General features: G+C 50.8%; 21 protein-coding genes. 4 read left to right on the top strand and 17 right to left on the bottom strand.

What is annotated here, in order from left to right; genetic code table 11:
- Positions 1-65 precede the first annotated feature (65 nt).
- The 4 genes from OS242_RS18020 to OS242_RS18005 all read right to left on the bottom strand — a co-directional run bounded on the left by OS242_RS18020 (position 66) and on the right by OS242_RS18005 (position 3,606).
- Positions 66-1,628 carry a malate:quinone oxidoreductase gene (locus OS242_RS18020; protein ID WP_267153143.1) on the bottom strand — a complete coding sequence of 521 codons (1,563 nt, stop codon included), beginning with the start codon at positions 1,626-1,628 and terminating at the stop codon, positions 66-68.
- 386 nt (positions 1,629-2,014) lie between these two features.
- A complete protein-coding gene (locus OS242_RS18015) occupies positions 2,015-2,227 on the bottom strand; it encodes a helix-turn-helix domain-containing protein (RefSeq protein WP_267153092.1) in 213 nt (70 codons plus the stop codon).
- Between the two features lie 9 nt (positions 2,228-2,236).
- Positions 2,237-2,719 carry a DUF2975 domain-containing protein gene (locus OS242_RS18010; protein WP_267153091.1) on the bottom strand — a complete coding sequence of 161 codons (483 nt, stop codon included), beginning with the start codon at positions 2,717-2,719 and terminating at the stop codon, positions 2,237-2,239.
- Positions 2,720-2,853: 134 nt separating this feature from the next.
- Entirely contained in the window at positions 2,854-3,606 is a 753-nt protein-coding gene (locus OS242_RS18005) for a DUF1385 domain-containing protein (protein ID WP_267153090.1), read from the bottom strand.
- A 206-nt stretch (positions 3,607-3,812) separates the two neighbouring features.
- Here OS242_RS18005 and OS242_RS21415 point away from each other — a divergent pair, with 206 nt between their 5' ends.
- Positions 3,813-3,932, top strand: a complete 120-nt coding sequence (locus tag OS242_RS21415) for a putative holin-like toxin (protein WP_407702128.1) — start codon at positions 3,813-3,815, stop codon at positions 3,930-3,932.
- A gap of 414 nt (positions 3,933-4,346) precedes the next feature.
- Here OS242_RS21415 and OS242_RS18000 read toward each other — a convergent pair whose 3' ends face one another.
- The 3 genes from OS242_RS18000 to OS242_RS17990 form a co-directional block, all read right to left on the bottom strand.
- On the bottom strand, positions 4,347-7,253 hold the full coding sequence (locus tag OS242_RS18000) for a DEAD/DEAH box helicase (RefSeq protein WP_267153089.1): 2,907 nt from the start codon (positions 7,251-7,253) through the stop codon (positions 4,347-4,349).
- Complete coding sequence (locus tag OS242_RS17995; RefSeq protein WP_267153088.1) at positions 7,250-8,812, bottom strand: SWIM zinc finger family protein; 1,563 nt, start codon at positions 8,810-8,812, stop codon at positions 7,250-7,252. Before OS242_RS17995 ends, OS242_RS18000 begins: the two co-directional genes overlap by 4 nt.
- A 156-nt stretch (positions 8,813-8,968) precedes the next feature.
- A complete protein-coding gene (locus OS242_RS17990) occupies positions 8,969-9,691 on the bottom strand; it encodes a YebC/PmpR family DNA-binding transcriptional regulator (RefSeq protein ID WP_267153087.1) in 723 nt (240 codons plus the stop codon).
- Between the two features lie 493 nt (positions 9,692-10,184).
- On the opposite strand from OS242_RS17990, the gene OS242_RS17985 reads away from it, so the two are divergent.
- Positions 10,185-10,829: a MarC family protein gene (locus OS242_RS17985; RefSeq protein WP_267153086.1), complete on the top strand. Its 645-nt coding sequence runs from the start codon at positions 10,185-10,187 to the stop codon at positions 10,827-10,829.
- Between the two features lie 372 nt (positions 10,830-11,201).
- Here OS242_RS17985 and OS242_RS17980 read toward each other — a convergent pair whose 3' ends face one another.
- From OS242_RS17980 to OS242_RS17955, 6 genes are all read right to left on the bottom strand, one after another.
- The gene (locus tag OS242_RS17980; protein ID WP_267153085.1) at positions 11,202-11,864 is read right to left on the bottom strand and encodes a Type 1 glutamine amidotransferase-like domain-containing protein; all 663 of its coding nucleotides are present in this window, start codon (positions 11,862-11,864) and stop codon (positions 11,202-11,204) included.
- Positions 11,865-12,517: 653 nt separating this feature from the next.
- Positions 12,518-13,207: an ABC transporter permease gene (locus OS242_RS17975; RefSeq protein WP_267153084.1), complete on the bottom strand. Its 690-nt coding sequence runs from the start codon at positions 13,205-13,207 to the stop codon at positions 12,518-12,520.
- A complete protein-coding gene (locus tag OS242_RS17970) occupies positions 13,200-14,123 on the bottom strand; it encodes an ABC transporter ATP-binding protein (protein ID WP_267153083.1) in 924 nt (307 codons plus the stop codon). Before OS242_RS17970 ends, OS242_RS17975 begins: the two co-directional genes overlap by 8 nt.
- 83 nt (positions 14,124-14,206) lie before the next feature.
- Complete coding sequence (locus OS242_RS17965) at positions 14,207-15,148, bottom strand: sensor histidine kinase (RefSeq protein WP_267153082.1); 942 nt, start codon at positions 15,146-15,148, stop codon at positions 14,207-14,209.
- Between the two features lies 1 nt (position 15,149).
- Complete coding sequence (locus OS242_RS17960; protein WP_323372975.1) at positions 15,150-15,863, bottom strand: response regulator transcription factor; 714 nt, start codon at positions 15,861-15,863, stop codon at positions 15,150-15,152.
- Between the two features lie 479 nt (positions 15,864-16,342).
- On the bottom strand, positions 16,343-17,005 hold the full coding sequence (locus tag OS242_RS17955; protein WP_267153081.1) for a Type 1 glutamine amidotransferase-like domain-containing protein: 663 nt from the start codon (positions 17,003-17,005) through the stop codon (positions 16,343-16,345).
- A gap of 163 nt (positions 17,006-17,168) precedes the next feature.
- On the opposite strand from OS242_RS17955, the gene OS242_RS21410 reads away from it, so the two are divergent.
- Entirely contained in the window at positions 17,169-17,306 is a 138-nt protein-coding gene (locus tag OS242_RS21410; RefSeq protein ID WP_407702127.1) for a putative holin-like toxin, read from the top strand.
- Between the two features lie 152 nt (positions 17,307-17,458).
- Here OS242_RS21410 and OS242_RS17950 read toward each other — a convergent pair whose 3' ends face one another.
- From OS242_RS17950 to OS242_RS17940, 3 genes are all read right to left on the bottom strand, one after another.
- Positions 17,459-18,310, bottom strand: a complete 852-nt coding sequence (locus tag OS242_RS17950) for a DUF2785 domain-containing protein (protein WP_267153080.1) — start codon at positions 18,308-18,310, stop codon at positions 17,459-17,461.
- A gap of 205 nt (positions 18,311-18,515) precedes the next feature.
- Positions 18,516-18,995: a 23S rRNA (pseudouridine(1915)-N(3))-methyltransferase RlmH gene (gene rlmH / locus OS242_RS17945; RefSeq protein ID WP_267153079.1), complete on the bottom strand. Its 480-nt coding sequence runs from the start codon at positions 18,993-18,995 to the stop codon at positions 18,516-18,518.
- 16 nt (positions 18,996-19,011) lie between these two features.
- Positions 19,012-19,182, bottom strand: a complete 171-nt coding sequence (locus OS242_RS17940; protein ID WP_267153078.1) for a CxxH/CxxC protein — start codon at positions 19,180-19,182, stop codon at positions 19,012-19,014.
- An 88-nt stretch (positions 19,183-19,270) separates the two neighbouring features.
- Between OS242_RS17940 and OS242_RS17935 the strand changes: the two genes are divergently transcribed.
- A complete protein-coding gene (locus tag OS242_RS17935; RefSeq protein ID WP_267153077.1) occupies positions 19,271-19,831 on the top strand; it encodes a nucleoside deaminase in 561 nt (186 codons plus the stop codon).
- Positions 19,832-19,877: 46 nt separating this feature from the next.
- Here OS242_RS17935 and OS242_RS17930 read toward each other — a convergent pair whose 3' ends face one another.
- Entirely contained in the window at positions 19,878-21,056 is a 1,179-nt protein-coding gene (locus OS242_RS17930; RefSeq protein ID WP_267153076.1) for a S1C family serine protease, read from the bottom strand.
- Positions 21,057-21,202: the final 146 nt, after the last annotated feature.

Here is a 21,202-nt window from a genome sequence, read left to right as displayed (position 1 = left end):
AAGACCTCGCCCGCTTTATAATGTGCGGCGAGGTCTTTGTTGTGATCGATTATCCTATGAGAGAATTACTGATAAGCCAGTTCTTTATGATCAGCAAGACCCAGCGTCTGCGCGGTGGCAGTATGAATTTCTTCGAAGAGCTCCGGGCTGTTCGAAAGGGAAACGCCATATGAAGGAATCATTTCTTTAATCTTCTCTTCCCACTCGATCATATGCTGCGGGAAGCATTTTTCCAAGACTTCGAGCATGACGTGAACAGCGGTCGAAGCACCAGGAGACGCGCCGAGCAAAGCAGCGACCGAGCCGTCGGACGCGCTCACAACTTCCGTGCCAAATTGCAACGTCCCTTTACCGGCCGCCGTATCTTTTATGACTTGCACACGCTGGCCCGCAACTACGATATCCCAATCTTCACTCTTGGCATTCGGAATAAATTCGCGCAGTTCTTCCATGCGCTTTTCATGCGACAACATCACTTGCTGGATCAGGTATTTGGTCAAGGCCATTTCTTTCATGCCTGCCGCCAACATCGTGATGACGTTATTCGGTTTGACAGAACCGATCAAATCCAAATTCGAACCCGTTTTCAAGAACTTCGGCGAGAAACCGGCAAACGGACCAAAGAGCAATGTTTTCTTATTATCAATATATCGGGTATCCAAATGCGGAACAGACATCGGCGGAGCGCCGACTTTTGCTTTTCCGTATACTTTCGCATGATGTTGCTCGACGACTTCTTGATTTTTGCATACCATAAAGAGCCCGCTGACCGGGAAACCGCCGATTTGTTTGGACTCCGGGATACCGGTTTTTTGCAGCAAAGGCAGACTGCCGCCACCACCGCCGATAAAGACAAATTTGGCACGATGGGTTTCGGTGACACCGCGCTCCAGATTGCGCACTTTCAAATCCCACGAGCCGTCGCCGGCACGCTTGATATCCTCAACGCTGTGCTTATAGTTGATCTCTACATGTTTCGTCTTCAAATGGTCAAACATCATGCGCGTCAACGCACCAAAATTGACGTCCGTTCCCGAATCGATTTTCGTAGCTGCGATCGGCTCGTCCGACGTGCGGCCTTCCATAATGAGCGGAATCCATTCTTTCAGTTTTTCCGGATCATCGGAAAACTCCATCCCTTGGAACAGCGGATTGTCTGAAAGCGCTTTAAAACGTTTTTTCAAAAATTCCACGTTTTTCTCACCATGCACCAAACTCAAGTGAGGGATCGGCATAATAAAGTCCTGCGGGTTCCGAATCAGGTTGCTTTTTACAAGATAAGACCAAAACTGTCTGGAGAGCTGGAACTGTTCGTTGACCTTGATTGCTTTGCTGACATCTATAGATCCGTCCGCTTTCTCGGATGTATAGTTCAGCTCGCACAATGCAGCATGGCCCGTCCCTGCATTGTTCCATTCGTTCGAGCTTTCTTCCCCGGCGTTTGCAAGTTTCTCAAACACTTTGATTTCCCATTCCGGTGCTAACTCTTTCAGTAAGGCTCCCAAAGTCGCGCTCATGACTCCGGCACCGATTAAGATCACGTCTGTTGTTTTGTGTACGTTGCTCATGATAGCCTTCCTTTCCCTTTTGTTTACAAAAAAGAGTGAGCCTTCCTGCTCAGGTGTCACAATAAGCAAGATGTCTCCTACGAACACGCCATTTCTGTTTCGATTATACCATACTCAAAGTCTATTATAAGTACTTTTAAGCCATAATATATAGTAACACTCTAGAATCAGGGGCCATTTAATTATGGTAAAAATCGAGGAATCCGGGAGCAAGGCGCAAGGGACGCAGAAAAACCGATACTTTGACCCAAATGCTTGCGAAGGTTACGGCCTTGGTCTTGCCGTTATTTACCTCCCCGGGCTGCCCTCATGTCTTGAAGAAACTCTTCCGCGTAGTATTTCCTAAATCGTAGTCTATTTATATCTAGACTTCAACTAACAAAAGAGGTAAAAATCAGCATAAAAGACAGGATGGGACATCCCACCCTGTCTTTCAGTTCGGCACCTTATTCGGATTCCGCTTTGTACTCCAAAAGATCCCCCGGTTGGCAATCCAATGCTTTGCAAATCGCTTCCAAAGTGGACAGCCGAATCGCTTTTGCCTTGCCGTTTTTCAAGATCGACAGGTTCGCCATCGTGATGCCCACCCGCTCCGACAGTTCCGTTACGCTCATTTTCCGTTTCGCCAGCATCACATCGATGTTGATTATGATCGCCATGTTTTCACCTCAGACCGTCAGATCATGTTCAGATTTGATATCGATGGCATTTCGCAACAGCTTCTGAAGCACAGCAGCAAAGGCTGCGATCGCAACGGAAGCCAAGATAATGATCATCCCGATCAAGATCAGACCTGGGGCATCGTCTTTCTCCGCGATGAGATAGATGAGCGGCATCAAGGCCGCAAACAAGGCACTGATCGTAATGGCACAGTTTTTGATGTTCTTCAAAGCGCTGACAGAAAGCTCCGAGAACGCGATGTTCTTGTCAATATAGCTCAGCAGTCTGAACGTTTGATACAAGGCCACGTAATACACGACCGCCGCTGCATACAAACCAATCATGAAGGGATATTGCAGATAAGGCAGCTCTGGATACAGTTCTTCAAATCCATATCGAGCCAGTTCCGGTACCAAAAACACACACAGAGCAAGAATCGGAATCCCCATCAGAAAAACAACCAGCTTCAAAAAGAGTGTTTCCCGTTTCATATTAGCACCTCCACTTGGTTATCGTCACACTGAGCATAGCACGGCGTTTATCGTTTTGCAATAAATAATTATCGATTATTACAGGTGGTGCGAATACAAAAGAACCTCACCACGATGATACACGCGGTGAGGCCCTATCTTTCCTTTCGCAACCGATGAAGCGTGAGAAATGCGGACTCTGCAACTTCCAATTCGTTGTCTGTCGGCTTGCTCGTTAGAAGTCGTCCCTGCAACCATCCACTGATCCGATAAAAAGGAGACAACACCCACCGCCATCTTCCTCGTTCGTCGCACAAGAAAAGCTCGTATCCGATCATGTAGCTCAGCAGAATCTTCAACCACACGGACAGCGGGAAGCAGGTCAGCAAGCCATAGCTTAAGATCTGAAACACTGCCAGATTTGACCCGCACCGTGAGGAAACCCGTGAAGCGGCCAGAACCTTGTCCCGCTCAATGTCCCCGTGTGTCAGATACGCCGCGACCACCTGGTGCTCGGCCCCATGATAGCGGGAGATGCCCGTGAGCCGAATCACAACGACTGCCGCCAGAAACAGCGCGAGCATGAGCAATTCCCCATACCAAGTGATTGTATGCAGGGAATCGCTCGTCCCGTTCTGCAGCAACGTGTCTCCCATCAAGAAGAGCAGGACCCCGCCGCCCAGACACCCGGCGATATAAAGCCGCCAATGAGCCATCACCAGATCCCCCATCAGGGCCAATCCTCTGACAAAGGGAATCGCAGCAACTCTCTTCCTCCACCGACTCTGTGACAGTACTTTCCGCCGCACCTCGACGCGGATGTTTTGATCACGCCCCCGTGTCGCCTTCACCCAGACCTCATCCGTGTAAAACGCCACCCCGTTCGGATAGGCCTCCCCTCCGATCATAGGAACCACACCTCCATTGCGTTTCTGTGTATTCATTATTACACAAAGGGAGAATCAAGGACAGTCGGATACTCGTGAAATTTTTATTCTCATCTAAAACACAGCAGTTCCCACTTAGATTCTCCTATGCTAGAATACAAACAACACAATTGAATAGGCTCCTCAAGGGTGATCGGCTCACTCCCTATTGAAAGGGGGTGAGAGATATGTCAACTCATGAAGTGATTTCACTCATGCTCCAATTCGGATTGTTCCTCGTCTCAGCGCTTATGCTGGTCTTGAAGATCATCAAGGATTGGTTTGACATACAGAACAAAAAGAAATAGATCGCCCCATGAGTTAGCACCTCTGGCGATCTATTTCAGCTAGAAGTATGAGCCGACACCCTTGACGGGTATCAGTTGTGTCAAACGACCGTAGGTGTTCCCGCACCTATGGTCATTTTTTATTGTACGTCTTGCTTGTAACAGTATTCTATCATAAGTAACGTTGTGACTTCAAATCCCATCTGTCCGATTCCCACAATCTCTTCCATCATGATGCAGATTGCGTCTCAATAAGTTTGGGTTGCCTGCTTCACTTTGGCATAAAACTGTTGCCACGCGCTGGACATGCCTTGTTTCTGAAGTTCCGGATTGATCTCACATATCGGCTCAACAACGTGCGGTTGTTTGACCTTCCGCGTGCGTGGAACAGAGGGCCTCGTCGTACCTTTTTGATCTCTCGCCATACTGCCTGCCTCACTTTCCGATTGATTCTGTCCGCCATGCGAACAACTCTCTCAGTTCTCGTGTTGACATTTCTGTGATCCACGGCTCGTTGCTGCTGACGATCTGTCGGCTCAAGCTCTGTTTGTGTTCCATCATCTCATCGATGCGCTCCTCAAGTGTCCCGATGGTCACGAATTTATGCACTTTCACATCTCGAGTCTGCCCGATGCGATACGCACGATCTGTCGCTTGGTCCTCCACCGCCGGATTCCACCAACGATCAAAATGAAACACCTGTGTGGCTCTGGTCAAGTTCAGCCCCGTTCCACCAGCCTTCAGCGACAAGATCAAGATGTCAGTACGCTCGTTTGCATCCGCTGCCCGCTCTTGAAAACGTGCGAGAATCTGATCGCGTTTACGTTTTGGTACACCCCCATGCAAGTACAGCACCGGCTCGCCGAGCTTCTGCTCCAATTCCCGCTGCAAGAGATGCCCCATCTCCACATATTGCGTGAAGATCAGACAGGACTCCCCTTGTCCTCGCACGGCTTCCACCAGATCCAAGAGCCGCTCCAGTTTCAGCGAACGCCCCGTCCGGTTTGTTGTCTCTTCCTCTTTCAAGAACAGCGCAGGATGGTCGCAGATCTGCTTTAGCTTTGTCAACGCAGCGAGTATCCGCCCCTTCTTCTCCATCGGTGACAGGGTATCCAGACTTTGGAACAAGTCTTGCACCACTTGTTCATAGAGCACCCCCTGTTCTGCCGACAAGGTCACAAATACTTTTCGTTCGTATTTATTCGACAGATCCAGTTGGATCGCCGGGTCGTTCTTCACGCGACGCAACAGAAACGGACGCACCAACTTCTGAATCTGCTCGATGCGGAGAGGATCGCCGTGCTGCTCAATCGGATTGACATACGTTTGCACAAAGGACGACAAACTGCCCAAATATCCTGGATTGAGGAAATCGAAAATCGACCACAACTCCGTCAGACGATTTTCAATCGGGGTTCCTGTCATCGCGATGCGATGCTTTCCTTCCAATTGGAGGATCGCCGTCCGTTGCTTCGTATGGACATTCTTGATCATCTGCGCCTCATCGAGACAAATCGCTTCCCACTGCACCCCGCGCAACTCCTCAACATCCAGTTGCGCTAAAGAGTACGAACTAATGACCAGATCTGCGTGTGCCGCTCGTACCGTGAACTCCTCACCCCTCGTCCGCTGAGAACCATAGTGCACATACACCTTCAGGTCGGGGGCGAATTTTTGCAACTCCTTCTCCCAATTGCCCAATACGGATGTCGGGCAAATGAGAAGAGCCGGTCCGGTTGCTCCTTCCTCGCGCATGCCAAGCAGATAAGTAATACATTGAACCGTTTTGCCAAGTCCCATGTCATCGGCCAAGCAACACCCGAGCCCATACTTTCGCATGAACAGCAACCAAGCAACCCCCTGCTCTTGATAGCCGCGCAGTTCAGCATGCAGTCCGGCCGGTTGTGCAATCGCCGGGATCTTCTCGACTGCCTGCAACTGATCGACGAGAGCTTGCAGATGGCGATTGAGCTCGATGTCGAGGCTCCATTCAGGAGACTCGCTTTCGTTTAAGCGAGCAGGCAGCGCATCGTGATCCGTATGTGACACCGGAGATGGCACTTGATCCTCGGCAGCCCAGTACATCTGCAAGACATCGCGCAGGGGCAGTCCCTGTTTCTTCTTGATTCGCGACACGTACTGGATCACATGTTGTATCATTTCGAGATCGACGTGAATCCATTGACCCCGTATCTGCACCAAGCGTCGCTGTTCTGCAACCAAGCGTGTAAATTCTTCTTCTGAAAGCTCCACATCTCCCAGAGCCAATCTCCAATCAAACTCCACGAGTTGCTGCAATCCCAACCAAGCAGACCCCGAAGTTCCACCGTTCGATTTCACCTTGGCTTTGATGCGCGGCCTGCGGGATCGCATCTGCTCCCACCAACCAGGAAGCCACACCGTACTCCCGGCTTGAAGGAGAGCGATGCTGTCCTCCGAGAGAAACTTCCAAGCCTGTTCGTCAGAGAGCACCCATTGCCCGGATTCTTGCCGTTCGCTCTCGTGCAACCAAGAAACGAGATTCTCCAGTTTCTTTCTGGCTTGACCCAGACGGCTTTCCACATATGGCCGCCATGAATCGGGTAGAGACCCTTGCCTTGGATGACCCGTCTCGTCCGTTTCAATCACCACGGACGGGCGGTCGCGATCTTGCAAAAGCATTTGCAACTGCCAATGTGGCTGTCCTTCACTAGGCTCTTGAATCTCAATCACCGTCCGAAACGGGGCTTCATCCTGCTTCCAACCGATGGCGATCAGCCAGTCGTCTTCGTCGATCCATTCTCCCGTCGCAATAGGCGATTGCTGTTCGGCTGGTACATCCAGCGCTTTGTACTCTCGTCGAAGTTCTACAAACGCCTCTGCTGCCTCAGGCTCCTGCTGCAAGAGGTCGGCCATCACGTCCTGAAACCATTCGTTCGCGACGGCCAAATGCTCGCCCCTGTCATCCCGCTCTGGAAGGCGGATCGTCCATCCGAACGCACCTGCTTTCCACCGTTCGAAACAGGGAGCAAACCACCCTTCCTTCAGGGCGTCTGAGCAGATCCGGGCTGCTTGTTGCACATGCCACAGTTCCTCACTCCACGAAATCGCCACATGCAAAACAGCGCGTGGCTCCTGTAGAAAGCGCACCGCCTCCAGAGGTCTCAGCCACACAAACTTCTCACCTTGCGATTCCACAGTTTCAATAAACGTTCCAAAAAAGGAGCGATGATCCCAGGCAAACAAGAGGTCGATCAACTCTTGAACCTCCACTCGCTCCCCCTGTTGATCTGTTCCAAACAGATAGAGATCGCCGACAGACGACCTCTTGCCCTGTAACGTGATCGTTGCCAACGTCGTCATGGAAGTAGCTTTCCTTTCATCAATTCTTCTCGGAAGGCGGATAAACGCTTGTATTTCTTGCTGATCCCTTCGATATACTGCTCCCAGCGCGGCAGTTGCTTGAGTTTGCGATAGTGTGATTTGAGTTTTTTCAAGATCTTGACCGCTCGTTTGTAAGCATCCCGATTTTTCTCGCGAATCCATCGCTCAGTCGCCCTGTGGTACAACGGAAGCAGACTGGGCAGATCCTCGTCGGCCACCAACCTCAACTCTTCCTTCGCCAACTCCAAAGGGTCTGATTCGTACCAGAGATGCAGGTCCACCCATTCCCGATATCGTTCTTGTTCAAGCAAGAGTTGCAGGTACTCATTCAAACTGACCGGCAGCAGGTCGGCTAGGATGTGCTCCCATTCCTTGTCTTCCACGTACCCCTCCCGTTTCAGGGCACTCCAGCAATTGACGTACTGATAGACCAAGGCGGGCTGAAAATTTCTTGATGTCAGCCTCAACCAGTTCAACCATTTATACAAACGACTCCACTTTTGATACACAACGAAAGAACGCAAATACTCGAACACTTCATCCATGACCAGCAAGGGCCGTTCCCGATCGGCTACGTTCATCGCCGCTTCGTCTTGATCGGTCAGGATCAAGAGATGAATCAGTGCTTGCAGCAGCAGTTTTTGCTGCCCAAAAGTGTGAGCGGACCGTTCCTGCTCTGCTCGCAACCGCAGAACTTCCTGTTCGATCATTTTTTCATCGACAGGTACGGTCGTCCAGAACATCCGGTAAAATTGTGCCCAGTCAGCAACCGACTCTAGCTGTGGAAATGCCGCCCGACTGAGAACGCGTATGGTATCTTCCAGACACTCCCGATAGCCTCTTGAGTGCCGTTCCATCAGTAGCTTTGCAACTTGATCGTACAGGTTGCCGATCCACCGTACCGTCACGCTCCGTACGTATCCGGGACTTTCGTAGTATTGATAGGAAGGCTGTCGGTGCCTCTCCTCCAACACCTCTAGGAGATGCATCCCGACATTCAACACATACAAAGCCCGGATATCAGGAGCCCACTCTTCCGCATATGGAAGCAACTGAGTTTCCCCTTTGCGCAAAAACACCTCGCTCGACACCCATCCGCTACGCCCCTTCCCCTCGTCCAAGATGCGGTCTATTTTTTCATGCCATTCCTCGACCGATTCCGTCTCACGAGGCGGGTTCATCACTCTTAGAGGAGCACTCGGCTGCGTGTCCCGTTTGAGGCCGAGAGCAAGTTGGTGATGCGGAGCGAGCAACGTCAGAACTTCCGGTTTCGTCTGTGCTGACAGTTCGTATAAAACAGCCGCCATATGCTTGCAATAATCATCATACGGGCACGTACAAGCACTTGCGGAAAAGTTATGGAAATCGAGTTGCACCCGATAGGACTTTGTCCCGGCTACAAGGGCTCGTGCACAGTGTCCCTCCATCTGGAGACGGCTTACCGCACGCCCCCGATAGTAGCCCCATCCTCGATTCAAAATTGCCTCAGAAAAGTAGGAGCGAATGCGTTGAAGATCTGTCTCTTCGATTGGAAGCATGCGTACGAATTCCTTCCCGGAATGGTTTCTGCATCAAATGGTGTTCCTTGTCATGATTCTAGTATAAGGCGCGAGGGGGGTTCAACCAACCGATACCAAGTTACACAAAAAAGCCACCCATAAGGGCGGCTTTCCATGGTCTCTTGAAAGTACAGCTTACTCATCACCGAAATCTACATTGTGGTAGACTTGTTGCACATCATCGAGGTCTTCCAACGCGTCGATCAGCTTGCGGAACGATACTTCTGCGTCCCCCTCAAGCGTCACTTCGTTTTGCGGAATCATGGTGAGTTCTGCCACCGTGAATTCTGCAATCCCTGCGTTTTTCAGTGCTTCTTGCACAGCGTGGAATTGATCCGGTTCTGCATACACGATGACCTGCTCGTCTTCCGCGACGATGTCACGTACATCCACATCTGCTTCCATCAAGGTCTCGAGGATCTCCTCTTCCGATTTCCCTTCGACACCGAAAACAGCGACGGAATCAAACATATACGCGACAGAACCGCTCACGCCCAAGTTGCCGGCGTTTTTCTTAAAAGCAGATCGGACATCAGAGAACGTACGATTGACGTTGTTCGTCAGAGCATCGACGATCAACATCGCACCGTTCGGCCCGAAGCCTTCGTACCGAAGCTCGTCATAGGTCTCATCCGAGCCGCCTTTTGCCTTTTCCAACGCGCGATCGATGATCGCTCTCGGTACATTGTATGTCTTGGCCCGTTCCAAAACAGCTTTCAACGCTGCGTTGGTCTCAGGATTCGGGTCCCCTTTTTTTGCTGCTACAAAAATCTCAACACCGAACTTCGCGTACACACGAGTCTTTTGCGCGTCATTCTTCGCTTTGCCCTCTTTGATATTGTTCCACTTGCGGCCCATTCATTTCACTCTCTTTCAAGTAGTAGAAATATTGATCCTCAAAACCGATAGCTCAGCACTTTTTACATTATACCTTATTTGTAGAAGTTTTTCGTGTCTTACATACGATTCTCGATCAAATCACGGTGGGCTTGCTGCGAAACTTCCGCCTGGCTGAGAACGCGAATGGTATTTGCAATTGTCCGTGTGGCAGGTAAAAAAAGGCCCACCCTGGTACGCATCGTGGAGAGGCGTGGTGAGCACTGTTGCAAATATTGTATGTTCGCACTCAACTGTTGTCAACGTCTACTGAGGCAGTATCCTACCCATAATCCATCGAATCAACACCCAAAATCTTGAGTCTATCTGTCTTCAGCACTTCAATTCCTTGCCAAGTAGTTCTTCACTGCTTTTACACACCAAAACGCATGTGCGGTAAACGGCATGCTTGCTCGTAGCTGAGTGTAGAGATATGATGAGTGCAATCTGAATTTAGGACAAGGAAGGACTCAAGATGAGCAGCGAACTATCATTTACACTTCTCTGCATGACTTCTTTTTTTACTTTGATCAATCCCTTGGGAGTAATGCCTGTGTTCATGACCATGATGTCGGAGTGTAATCAAGAGGTTGTGAAATCAACGGCGAAAAAAGCGTTGCTCATCTCCTTTTTCACGCTTCTGACGTTTGCCATCACTGGACAGTTGCTTTTCAAGCTTTTCGGAATTTCAGTGAACAGCTTGAAGATCGTCGGTGGTGTCATTTTTTTCTTCATGGGCCAAGACATGCTCCAAGCCCGACTGACCAAACCGAAAATCGCAGAACCCGAGGTTTCAAACTATGTCAAGGACATCTCCATCACTCCTTTGGCTATCCCGATGATCTGCGGCCCCGGAGCGATTACCAACTCCATCGTCCTTATGGAAAGCGCACACAACTGGTGGGAAAAAGGAATTCTCATCTTCTCGATCGCAGTGATTTGTTACTTGACCTATATGATTCTCCTCCATGCGCCTCGGCTCATGAAATGGCTTGGAGAAACGGGGAACAACGTACTGATGCGTATCATGGGGCTTATCGTCATGGTCATCGCTGTCGAGTTTTTCTTGGGGGGTTTGAAACCATATCTCCTCGACATCGTATCCACGCTGAAAGCGTAACCTCAGCATGGCGGAACGAGGCGTTGGCGTTGTGATTGACGAAGCACAAGAGATAGCTATGCGAGGGTGCTGGAACGGCGCAAGAAACTGAGACAGAAGAACGAAGCGCTTAGCAACCTACTAAAAAAGAAGTAGACCTCCCTTGAGCTTGGCGGCCTAGGAGGTCTACTTCTTCTTTGTTATCCGAGCCGACACCCTTGACGGGTATCCGTAGTGTCAAACGACCATAGGTGTTCCCGCACCTATGGTTTTCTTTTATTGTTCGGCATGCTTGTAGCATGATTCTTTCCTTGACCTTGATGAGACTTCAAATCACATTGCGGGTCTATATCGCATAAGGTTCCTGCAATACATTTGGATTGTTTGAAAGGATCATGGCGTAAACAGTTTCCAATGTCCTTCGGATACAACTTCGACCTCTCCATCGATCACTTTGATGGCGGCTTGATCATCAACTGCATACGCCGGTCCCTGCATCCCGGCTGCCCATCTCTCTGCAGCAGCCATCGTGTTATACGACAGCAACTCGTGATCCAGATGCGGGAACATCGCAAAATCGACCAGACCCAGCGTTTTATCACCACCGGTGGGTGGAGTCCAGCCAACGAAGTATTCCCCGATGTTAGGTGCCATCACCATGCTCCCAGCACTCATTCCCACATAGACGGAACGCAGCGACGGCAAGAGGTCTGCCAGTCCGGACTGCTGCATCCAGTAACACAGATACAACGGGTCACCGCCATTCACGAGTAAAACCTCAGTCTCCTTGACCATCGGAACCCAAAGCTCTTTATCAATGCTGGGCAGCGCCGTGAGCTCCAGCACCCCCAGGGACTTCCAGCCCAGCTCACACATCGGTGCGCCGGCTTGTCCACTGAAGAACTCAAATGCCCTGGCTGCACCACCGGGTATTGCGTACGACGCAGTGGATATGCCGAGGGCGCTACATTCGGCAATCGGTTTGTCCAGCATGTCAACCAACGCGTCATGTATGCTTTTGTTATTGATGCCTGCAGATGTAAGCAATAATTTCATAACTCCACTCCTCGTCATTGTGCGCGTCGTAATTTTAATATTCTGACTTTCTATAGTACATCGGGACAGCAAATTAATAATATCAGATCGCGCAACAACCGATCAATTCAAAAGAGTCACATGGTTTTAGAAGATCAACCGCCATATAGAACTCCTATGCAAGACCCCAAACAGAAAAAGACCTCATCCAGGATGGCAAAAGTGGTGAGGTCTGCCCCTTCATTTCACACTCATTTATGATAAGGCTCACCTCAACGGCAGCAGGCACAAACTTGCCCTTCGTGCGAGCCCAGTAGGGGCGACACTGAGGGTATTCGATGAATGCTGACCCATGACTTCCGAAAACTGCACACTCGAGGTCCCGCTCATTCGACGAGGGCTGTCCCCAGATTCATATGAACCTTGTTGAGACCGCCCTCGTTTCACTATCTCCCGATACTTCATCTATCGTTTACCGCATCTTCCTCGCAAACAGGTACCCGATTGCGGACAGGACGCCCAATCCGAGGGCACCATATATGTTGATGAGAACTTCCCTATTTCCCGTTCCCCAATACAACAGTCCATTCACGACCAACGAAACAACGCAAAGCAACAATACCCATTTTACGACTCGATTCATCATTCTGATCTTCTCCTCCTGTTCCACTACTTTAGCAGTCGACATGCTCAATGTTACGGATCGACAGATACGCGACGACCGCGCCAAGAAGCGCCAGGCCAATCGGCACCGCAATGACAGAATACAAGGTGAATCCATCGACGTTCTGGCAGACGAGCGCCACGACAATCAGCGACGACACGATGGTGGCCGCGCCGGAATGTTTGCGCATGCCAAAGTACAACGGAATCAGGCTTAGGAAGCTGGTCGCCAGCGCGCTCATGACGACCGTCAACAGTGATTTGGCTGCAACCGACCACGTCAACGACTCTGGAATCACGGACGTGAACAGATTTAATACAGCAAAACCAAAGCCGACAAACAGATTTGCCGCAAGGTCCGCAACCAGCGTAAACAGGACGACGACGAGCAGCTTGGCCGCGATGAGCTTTTTTCGAGGGATCGGGTACATAAACAGCACCGTGATCGATCTTTCGCGGAACTCGTCAATGACAAGTCGCGAAATGAGCACCGAAGCGAACACGATATACGTACCCCGAACAAGAGTATCAATGATGGAGAACACCATGTCGTAGCTCGAAAAAAGCATCTCGTCCTTTGCTTCCGTGTTCAGGCTGATAAAGCAGATTAAACCTAATATCACGACGTTGGCGATCATCGCCGCCCGAATATAAGACATGATGCGAAACTTTCGCATTTCGAGCTTTATGAGCTTAAGCAACGATGCCACCTCCGTTCAAGATGGACAGGAAGTAATCCTCAAGCGACCCTTTTTTCTTATGTACCGCTTCGATCGCGACATCTTGCAGCACCAAAACCTTCATCAGCTCGCTTTGCGGAATGGGGCAATCGTAGATGCGGATTTGGCCTTCGTCGGTAATGCGAACATTGGAGATATGCAAGTGTTTTTCAAGCACAAAAGCAGCTTTACTGCTTTCGTTCGTTGTGATTTCGATATATTCCGCCGTTTGCTTGGCGACATGGTCCATCGAAACCTCCTGCAGCAGTTTGCCATCGTTCATGACTGCGATCGTGTCTGCGATCAGCTCGACTTCCCCAAGAATATGGCTCGAAATGAGAATCGTGATCCCATAATGCTTGCATAGCATTTTGAACAGATCGCGAAGCTCCTTGATGCCTATCGGATCGAGACCATTAATCGGCTCATCGAGAATCAGCAGCTCCGGTTTCGTCGTGATCGCCCGCGCGATGCCAAGCCGTTGCTTCATCCCAAGTGAAAACTCCTTGACCGCTTTCTTTTCGATCCCTTTTAAGTTCACCAGCTCAAACGCCTCATCAATCGACTTTTTGTTATGGTAGCCCATATATTCGCAGTGCAACTCCAAATTTTCACGGGCCGTCAACTTTTCGTAAAAAATCGGTCTTTCGATGATCGTGCCCATCCGCGCCAGCAGTTGGAACGACGTATCGGTCAACCGTTCGCCAAAAATTTCGATTTCACCAGCCGTCGGCTTCACCAAGTTGGTGATCATTTTCATGACCGTTGTTTTGCCTGCTCCATTCGGACCCAGCATGCCGTATATTTCACCCTGTTTGATGTTTAGATTTACGTTCGAAACAACTTCCTTGCCCCGGTATGCCCGAGTCAGCTGCTTCGTTCTTACGATATGCGTCATCGTTCGATGCCTCCTTCGTTCGTTACAAGTTTTATTGTAAGCATCGAACTTTGCTTTTTTCTTACCCGATTCTTACAAATTCCTTAAGCTGTGAAGGCAACTCGTTTTAGCTTGACTGTAAACACCGTTTTTTCGTAAGGCTTGCTATGGATGTTGATTGTCCCCTCTTGCGCTTCAACCAGCCTTTTCGTAATCGTCAGCCCGAGACCACTGCCCTGATACGATTTGTTGCGGGAGTCCTCCAGCGTGTACATCCGCTCGAACACCCGGTCCTGATGAAGTTCGTCGATCCCCTTGCCTCTGTCCCATACATCCATGTACACAAACTCGTCATCGCAACGCAATGTGAATCCGACCGCCATTCCCTCCCCGCCATGCTGAATTGCATTTGCAATCAAATTGCTCAGGACGCGGTCCAGCGCTTCCTCGTTCCCCCACGCAAGCAGCGGCTTATCCGGGATCTCGATGGCGACGTCGAAACCTTTGCCCGTCAGCGTGTCGTAGAAGGCCAGCATATTTTTCCCGCAGATATCGTTCATGTGAATCCGGGATAGCGGAATCGGCCTGTCCCCCGATTCGAGTCTCGCCAAATCAAAAAACTGACGGATCAGCTCCAGCACCTCGTTTGCCTTGGTGTACACCTTGGACAACAGAACCATTCTTTCCTCCACGTTCATATCCGGGTCTAGATTGATCGTTTCGAGATACCCAAGCACGACGGTAAGCGGCGTCTTTAAATCGTGCGAAATATTTGAGATCATTTTCCGCATCGATTGCTCCATCTTCAGATAATTCGCTGCCCTTTGCTGATTGTGCTCCAGCAAATGATTGATTTCAATCAAGACTGGTATCAAGGCGCGATCTTCCGTAAAAACGAGTAACTTCTCGCTGGTGCCCTCCACGATAATTTCGTGTAATTTGTTATGAATTTGCTCCAGATTGGAGCTTCTTGCTCGATTTGCACGGTATTGGAACGCAATCACGACAAGCAAAATTAAGACGAGCACAGCGAGAGCGATCACCATGTCATTGTCCTTCCCACTTGTAGCCGATACCCCACAACGTCTTGATATACCGGGGCTTGGACGGCAAATCTTCAATTTTTTCACGCAACCGGCGAATATGGACGTTAATGACGTTCTCGTCGCCGTAATATTCATCGTTCCATATGAGACTGTACAACTGCGCCTTCGTGAACACGCGATGCGGGTTCGTAGCGAACAGCTTCAGGATTTCGAATTCTTTGGCCGTCAGCCTCAGATCGACATCGTTTTTCCGCGCTGAAAAATTGTCCAAATCGATGCGCAGCGCATCAAACGTCAGCACCTTGGCCGCCGAAGGCACCTGATCTGCTGCCGATCCGGCATTCGAATACGTCGTGGCGCGGCGAATCGCCGCTTTGATCCGGGCAGACATTTCAATGAGGGAAAACGGTTTCGCAATGTAATCGTCGGCACCAAATCCGAGCCCGATCGCCTTGTCGATGTCGCTGTCCTTCGCCGACATGATGAGGATCGGCACGGAACTGTTTTCTCGGATCAACTTCATCACTTCGATACCGTCCAACTTCGGCATCATAAGATCGACAATGACGATATCGAAAGCGCTTTGCCGAAATAGGGAGATTCCGTCCAGTCCGTTAAACGCCGCCGAGACGTCGTAGCCTTCTTTGACTAGATAATTTTGCAACATTTCGACGATTTGCGTATCGTCCTCGATCAGCAATATGTTTTGCGGCATGATGTTCTCCCCTCGTTTTATCCATACTGAAAATTATAGCTCGTGGCAGATGGAATGAATAGATTTTACCCCGAAAGAAAAGGAAACCCTTACGCAAGAAAGCACAAACACAAGAAGACCTCGCCAACAAGATGTAGATGTGGGGGAGGTCTCCTCTCGATTGCCTATTTCTCATTTCGCGATGATACGGTTTTCCTCAAGGGCGCTCGGAGAGTCTCGTGCTAATTGGGGGTGTGGGGAACCTGATGTGTTCGATCATCTCCACCTTTGACAGCGCCAACCAGTAAAGTTTTTATATCAATCTTAAGAACGAACGCTCCTTCTCGGTTCTTCTATGGCAAAATATTTTTAGAAAACCTCGATGTACCTGTTTTCTCCGCCATTGGTACTTGAACGGAATCCCTATGAATACCTCAACATTGATCTGAAGTACTCGGTGCATTCGAGATTGCACACAAGAAGCTAGCAGCATAGTAAGATCAAGACGTAAACAGTTTCCAATGCCCTTCGGATACAACTTCGACCGCTCCATCGATCACTTTGATGGCGGTTTGATCATCAACTGCATACGCCGGTCCCTGCATCCCGGCGGCCCATCTCTCTGCAGCGGTCATCGTGTTATACGGCAGCATCTCGTGATCCAGATGCGGGAACATTGCAAAATCGACCAGACCCAGCGTTTTATCACCACCGGTGGGTGGAGTCCAGCCAACGAAGTATTCCCCGATGTTAGGTGCCATCACCATGCTCCCAGCACTCATTCCCACGTAGACGGAACGCAGCGACGGCAAGAGGTCTGCCAGTCCGGACTGCTGCATCCAGTAACACAGATACAACGGGTCACCGCCATTCACGAGTAAAACCTCAGTCTCCTTGACCATCGGAACCCAAAGCTCTTTATCAATGCTGGGCAGCGCCGTGAGCTCCAGCACCCCCAGGGACTTCCAGCCCAGCTCACACATCGGTGCGCCGGCTTGTCCACTGAAGAACTCAAATGCCCTGGCTGCACCACCGGGTATTGCGTACGACGCAGTGGATATGCCGAGGGCGCTACACTCGGCAATCGGTTTGTCCAGCATGTCAACCAACGCGTCATGAATGCTTTGGTTATTGATGCCTGCAGATGTAAGCAATAATTTCATAACTCCACTCCTCGTCATTGTGTGCGCGCGTCGTTTGATTATTCAGACTTTTAAAATGTGATTGCAAGCGTCTATCGGGACAGCAAATTAATAATATCAGATCGCGCAACAACCGATCAATTCAAAAGAGTCACATGGTTCTAGAGGAGAAACGAGAACCCTGATGAATGGGGATGAAAGAATATCGACACATGAAATCATCTCGCTCATGCTCCAGTTCGGGTTGTTCCTCGTAGCAGCTTTAACATTGGTCGTGACGATCATGAAACATATGATTGACAATCAAGACAAAAAGAAATAGATCGCCCTTTGAGTTGGCGCTCGCGATCTATTTCCCATGAATACCATTTGAGCCGACACCCTTGCATCATTATTCTAACACATGAAGAACAACAGGCTGAGGCTAGCTTGTGCTTACTTATATGTGCGATGAACACAATCATTTGAATGCAATCATACCTTGCTTGCCACAAACTTGTTCACTTTCGCTTCGGCGGCAAGAATGGCGGCAGCAAGAGCATTTGCGCGGCACTCCTGCGCCCTTCTGAAATAGAGGCTTCGCAGAAGGTTTTTGCTGTTCACCCGGGCAATCACCTGAACACGGCTTCTCGGCCAGTCGGCGCATTGTGCCAAACCGCTTATCCAGTCCGCGATTTCCTGCTGAGGAAGCAGTTCCTGGTCGATCATGGCATCCACGATGCTAGCGATCCGCTCATCTTCTTCCTCGCTGAAAATGAATGCCCCGTTATGCAACATCCCTTGAATTGCTACAAGAACCTCAAGTTGCACCGCGGCATCGCTCTCCGGGCACTGCACCAATTCCAACAATGCGTCCGCACCATGGGCTGCTCCGTGAGCCCAACCGCCTTCGGGCAGATAGCCGCGCAGGTCCTTCTCCTCCTTGTAATAACGGAGCAGCGAATGCTTCAGGTGCTGGAAATCAGCGCGATCCAAAAATGGCTGCTGCCTGTGACGCCATACAAGCAAGGCGATAGGCAAGACAGAGAACGTCCTTGTAAATACGGTCTGATCACCCGCGTTGCCGATCCCGTAAAACAGATGTTGCTCATCAGTTAGAACCGTGAGGAGGTTGCGCAATTCCAATTCAGTAAACTTGTTTTCTACGCAAATCCATTCATAGAATGTCGAAAAGATCAGTTCATCCCGCAATTCGGGTTGCGGATCGCCGATATATTGCAGCATCGGAGTTACGTAATCCTGCAAGCTCTCACCTTCGTGAAGCTGGTAACGCTCCTTCTCCAATCTTTGCAAGTCCTGCATCAACTTTGTCCTTGTCTCTCTCACTTGTCCAACTCCTTCAATTGCAATCATATGTCTTGCAAATCTTCCCACTATTTGATAAAAAAACAAGACCGAAACTCGGCCATGCTACCACTACTCATCCATTTTGTTTCTCTTGCAGTTAATTTGAATTGGATTTCCATCCGGATTTTGAATCCAACCGGATCTCAAATTGTTTAAAAAATCGTGGGGCTCGGAAAGTTTGTTCTTACTTGTGGTAAGGTTCCCCCCGCTGAATCCGAAACGCTCGATACACCTGCTCCAGCAGGATCACCCTCACCATTTGGTGCGGAAACGTGAACTTGGAGAAGCTTAGCTTGTGATTGGCGCGCTGCAGCACCGTCTCGTGCAACCCCAGAGACCCGCCGATGATGAAGGTGAAGGTGCTGTAGCCGGAACTGGCCATCTTGTCCAGATGGTCGGCGAATTCCTCTGACGTCAGGTTTTTGCCTTGGATCGCCAGTGCGATCACATAGTCGCGGTCCCCGATCTTCGCCAGCAGTTTCTCCGCTTCCTTCTTCTTAATCTGTTCTTCCTGCGCCGCAGACGCATTGTCAGGCGTCGGTTCATCGGCTACTTCCACCACGTTCACTTTACAATACGAAGAGAGCCGCTTCGAGTACTCCTCGACGGCTCCTTTCCAGTATTTTTCTTTGAGCTTGCCGACGGCAAGCAGGTTGATTTGCATGATCCCGGTTCCTCCCCTAGACGATCAGATACTTGGGCTCTTGGTCGCAGTGGTCGCACGTTGCCGGTGCGTTCCAGGCGGTGAAGGAGACGTCCTTCAGCAGGTAGACGTCGGGGGCTTGGCCTTCGTATTCGTCGACGAATTCGTCGAGGGCGATTTCTACGTGTTCTTTGCATACTACATACATGGTGTTAGACCACCTCATTTGGGTTGTGTCTCTATACTAGCAGTCTCTCCCGGTTTTGTACAAATCTATGCAGAGGAGGTAAGGGGATTTGAAGTTGGAAGAGATCAAATCGAGGCTGGCGTCGTATCGGCCGGATCTGGAGCGGTATCCGGATGATGAAGTGGCGCGGCTGACCCTGCTGTTGGCGCTGGAGGCCGTGGAGAAGGGCAATTTCGGGATCGGGTGCGTGTTGGTGGGTCCAGATGGCTCACTCGTCGAACAGGGGTTTAACGAGGTGTTTTGCCGGGCTGACGGGGTGCCGCTGTTTCGGAGCGGTGCGCATGGCGAGATGGTGGTGATGGATCGGTTCGAAGTCAAGCATCCGGGGGTCACTTCGATGGACGGCTACCGGCTGTATACGTCGCTGGAGTCGTGTCCGATGTGCATGACGCGGCTGATCTGCTCCGGGGTCAGTGTGGTGCTGCATGTGGCCGACGATCTGGAGGGCGGGATGGTGCGGAACAAACATCTGTTGCCGCCGGTGTGGCAGAAGATGATGAAGCCGCAGATCTTCGCAGCCGCTCGCTGCTCGGAGGAGCTGCGCGATCTGTCGCGGGCGATCTTAATGAGCAATGTGGCGGAGTTGAATGAGAAGTTGCTCACACGATAAAAAAAAAGGCGGCCCGGTGGACGGGTCGCCTTTTCTCTAGATCCTCTTACTCGCCGCTCAGTTTGGTCAAGGTGACTTCTACCGTTTTCACTTCTTTCTCGCGGTAGAACTCGACGGTGACTTTGTCGCCCGGCTTTTTCTTGAACAGGACTTTGCGCAGGTCGATCAGGTCGGTGACTTTTTGGTCATCGATCTTGGTGATGACGTCGAGCTTTTGCAGGCCCGCGTTTTTCGCGTTCTCCTGCACCTCTGCGATGACGATGCCCTCCTCGACCGGGACTTCCGGGCGTTCGCGCATCGACAGGCCTTGCAGCGACACGCCGCCGATGCCGATGGCCGGGCGTTCGACTTTGCCGGAGTCCATGAGTTGCTTGACGATCGGCTGTGCTTCGTTGATCGGGATCGCAAAGCCGATGCCTTCGACGCCGGTGGTGGCGATCTTCGCGGAGTTGATGCCGACGAGCTCGCCCTTGATGTTGACGAGGGCACCGCCGGAGTTGCCCGGGTTGATCGCGGCGTCGGTCTGCAGGACGGTCTCGGTAAAGACGGTCTGGCCGGTCTGCGGGTCTTCGATCGGCATCTCGCGCTTGGTGGCGGAGATGACGCCGACGGTGACCGATTGGGCAAATTTCAGGCCCAGCGGGTTGCCGATGGCGATGGCCGGTTCGCCGATGTTGAGCGAGTCGGAGTTGCCAAACACAGCCGGGGTGATGTCTTTGACATCGTCCGCTTCCACTTTGATGACGGCGAGGTCGGTCAGCGGGTCGGTGCCGATGACTTTCGCCTTGACGTGCTCGCCGTCGGGCATGGCGACTTCGACGTTGTCTGCGCCTTCGACGACGTGGTTGTTGGTGATGATGTAGCCTTCTTTGTCATAGATGACGCCAGAGCCTGTGCCCGCCGTCTGTTCCGCGCTGGTGCGGCCAAAGAAGTCTTGGGTCTTTTGCAGGTTGAGTACGCCGACGACGGCCGGTTTGATCTTGTTGACCGCTTCGACGACGCCCGATTGGACGTTGACGTTGATCTGTTCCGCTGCCTGGACGACGTTGTCGCCGCCGGTGGAGCCGGAGTTGACTTCGATGACGTTGGACTTGATCAGGGTCGGCACGAGGGCTGCCGTCGTGCCGGAGCCGATCAGCGCGGAGACGACCGCCACGGCGATCCAAGATGCCATGTTGCTCTTTTGGCGTTTCGGTTTGGTTTCAAAATCATCATAGAATCCCATAGTCAGTGACCTCCTATTTAGATAAACATATCGAGTATGTTGAGTATCTGTGCTGGTATCCCTATTATACAAAGGACGAATCAGCCCTCACAACTGGGAAGCCCTGTCTGTCACAAATCGTTCAAGCAAATTGTTTGAAAATTCTT

This window comes from Tumebacillus lacus, from assembly GCF_026410385.1.
GTDB classification, from domain to species: Bacteria; Bacillota; Bacilli; order Tumebacillales; family Tumebacillaceae; genus Tumebacillus; species Tumebacillus lacus.
The sequence above is the reverse complement of the archived record's forward strand: the minus strand, read 5'-3'. Positions and strand labels throughout refer to the sequence as shown.

Coding starts and splice junctions, on each gene's coding strand:
- OS242_RS18015 (WP_267153092.1), bottom strand. CDS start 2,227: ATGGCGATCATAATCAACATCGATGTGATGCTGGCGAAACGGAAAATG.
- OS242_RS18010 (WP_267153091.1), bottom strand. CDS start 2,719: ATGAAACGGGAAACACTCTTTTTGAAGCTGGTTGTTTTTCTGATGGGG.
- OS242_RS18005 (WP_267153090.1), bottom strand. CDS start 3,606: ATGATCGGAGGGGAGGCCTATCCGAACGGGGTGGCGTTTTACACGGAT.
- OS242_RS21415 (WP_407702128.1), top strand. CDS start 3,813: ATGTCAACTCATGAAGTGATTTCACTCATGCTCCAATTCGGATTGTTC.
- OS242_RS18000 (WP_267153089.1), bottom strand. CDS start 7,253: ATGACGACGTTGGCAACGATCACGTTACAGGGCAAGAGGTCGTCTGTC.
- OS242_RS17995 (WP_267153088.1), bottom strand. CDS start 8,812: ATGCTTCCAATCGAAGAGACAGATCTTCAACGCATTCGCTCCTACTTT.
- OS242_RS17990 (WP_267153087.1), bottom strand. CDS start 9,691: ATGGGCCGCAAGTGGAACAATATCAAAGAGGGCAAAGCGAAGAATGAC.
- OS242_RS17985 (WP_267153086.1), top strand. CDS start 10,185: ATGAGCAGCGAACTATCATTTACACTTCTCTGCATGACTTCTTTTTTT.
- OS242_RS17980 (WP_267153085.1), bottom strand. CDS start 11,864: ATGAAATTATTGCTTACATCTGCAGGCATCAATAACAAAAGCATACAT.
- OS242_RS17970 (WP_267153083.1), bottom strand. CDS start 14,123: ATGACGCATATCGTAAGAACGAAGCAGCTGACTCGGGCATACCGGGGC.
- OS242_RS17965 (WP_267153082.1), bottom strand. CDS start 15,148: ATGGTGATCGCTCTCGCTGTGCTCGTCTTAATTTTGCTTGTCGTGATT.
- OS242_RS17960 (WP_323372975.1), bottom strand. CDS start 15,863: ATGCCGCAAAACATATTGCTGATCGAGGACGATACGCAAATCGTCGAA.
- OS242_RS17955 (WP_267153081.1), bottom strand. CDS start 17,005: ATGAAATTATTGCTTACATCTGCAGGCATCAATAACCAAAGCATTCAT.
- OS242_RS21410 (WP_407702127.1), top strand. CDS start 17,169: ATGAATGGGGATGAAAGAATATCGACACATGAAATCATCTCGCTCATG.
- rlmH (WP_267153079.1), bottom strand. CDS start 18,995: ATGCAAATCAACCTGCTTGCCGTCGGCAAGCTCAAAGAAAAATACTGG.
- OS242_RS17940 (WP_267153078.1), bottom strand. CDS start 19,182: ATGTATGTAGTATGCAAAGAACACGTAGAAATCGCCCTCGACGAATTC.
- OS242_RS17930 (WP_267153076.1), bottom strand. CDS start 21,056: ATGGGATTCTATGATGATTTTGAAACCAAACCGAAACGCCAAAAGAGC.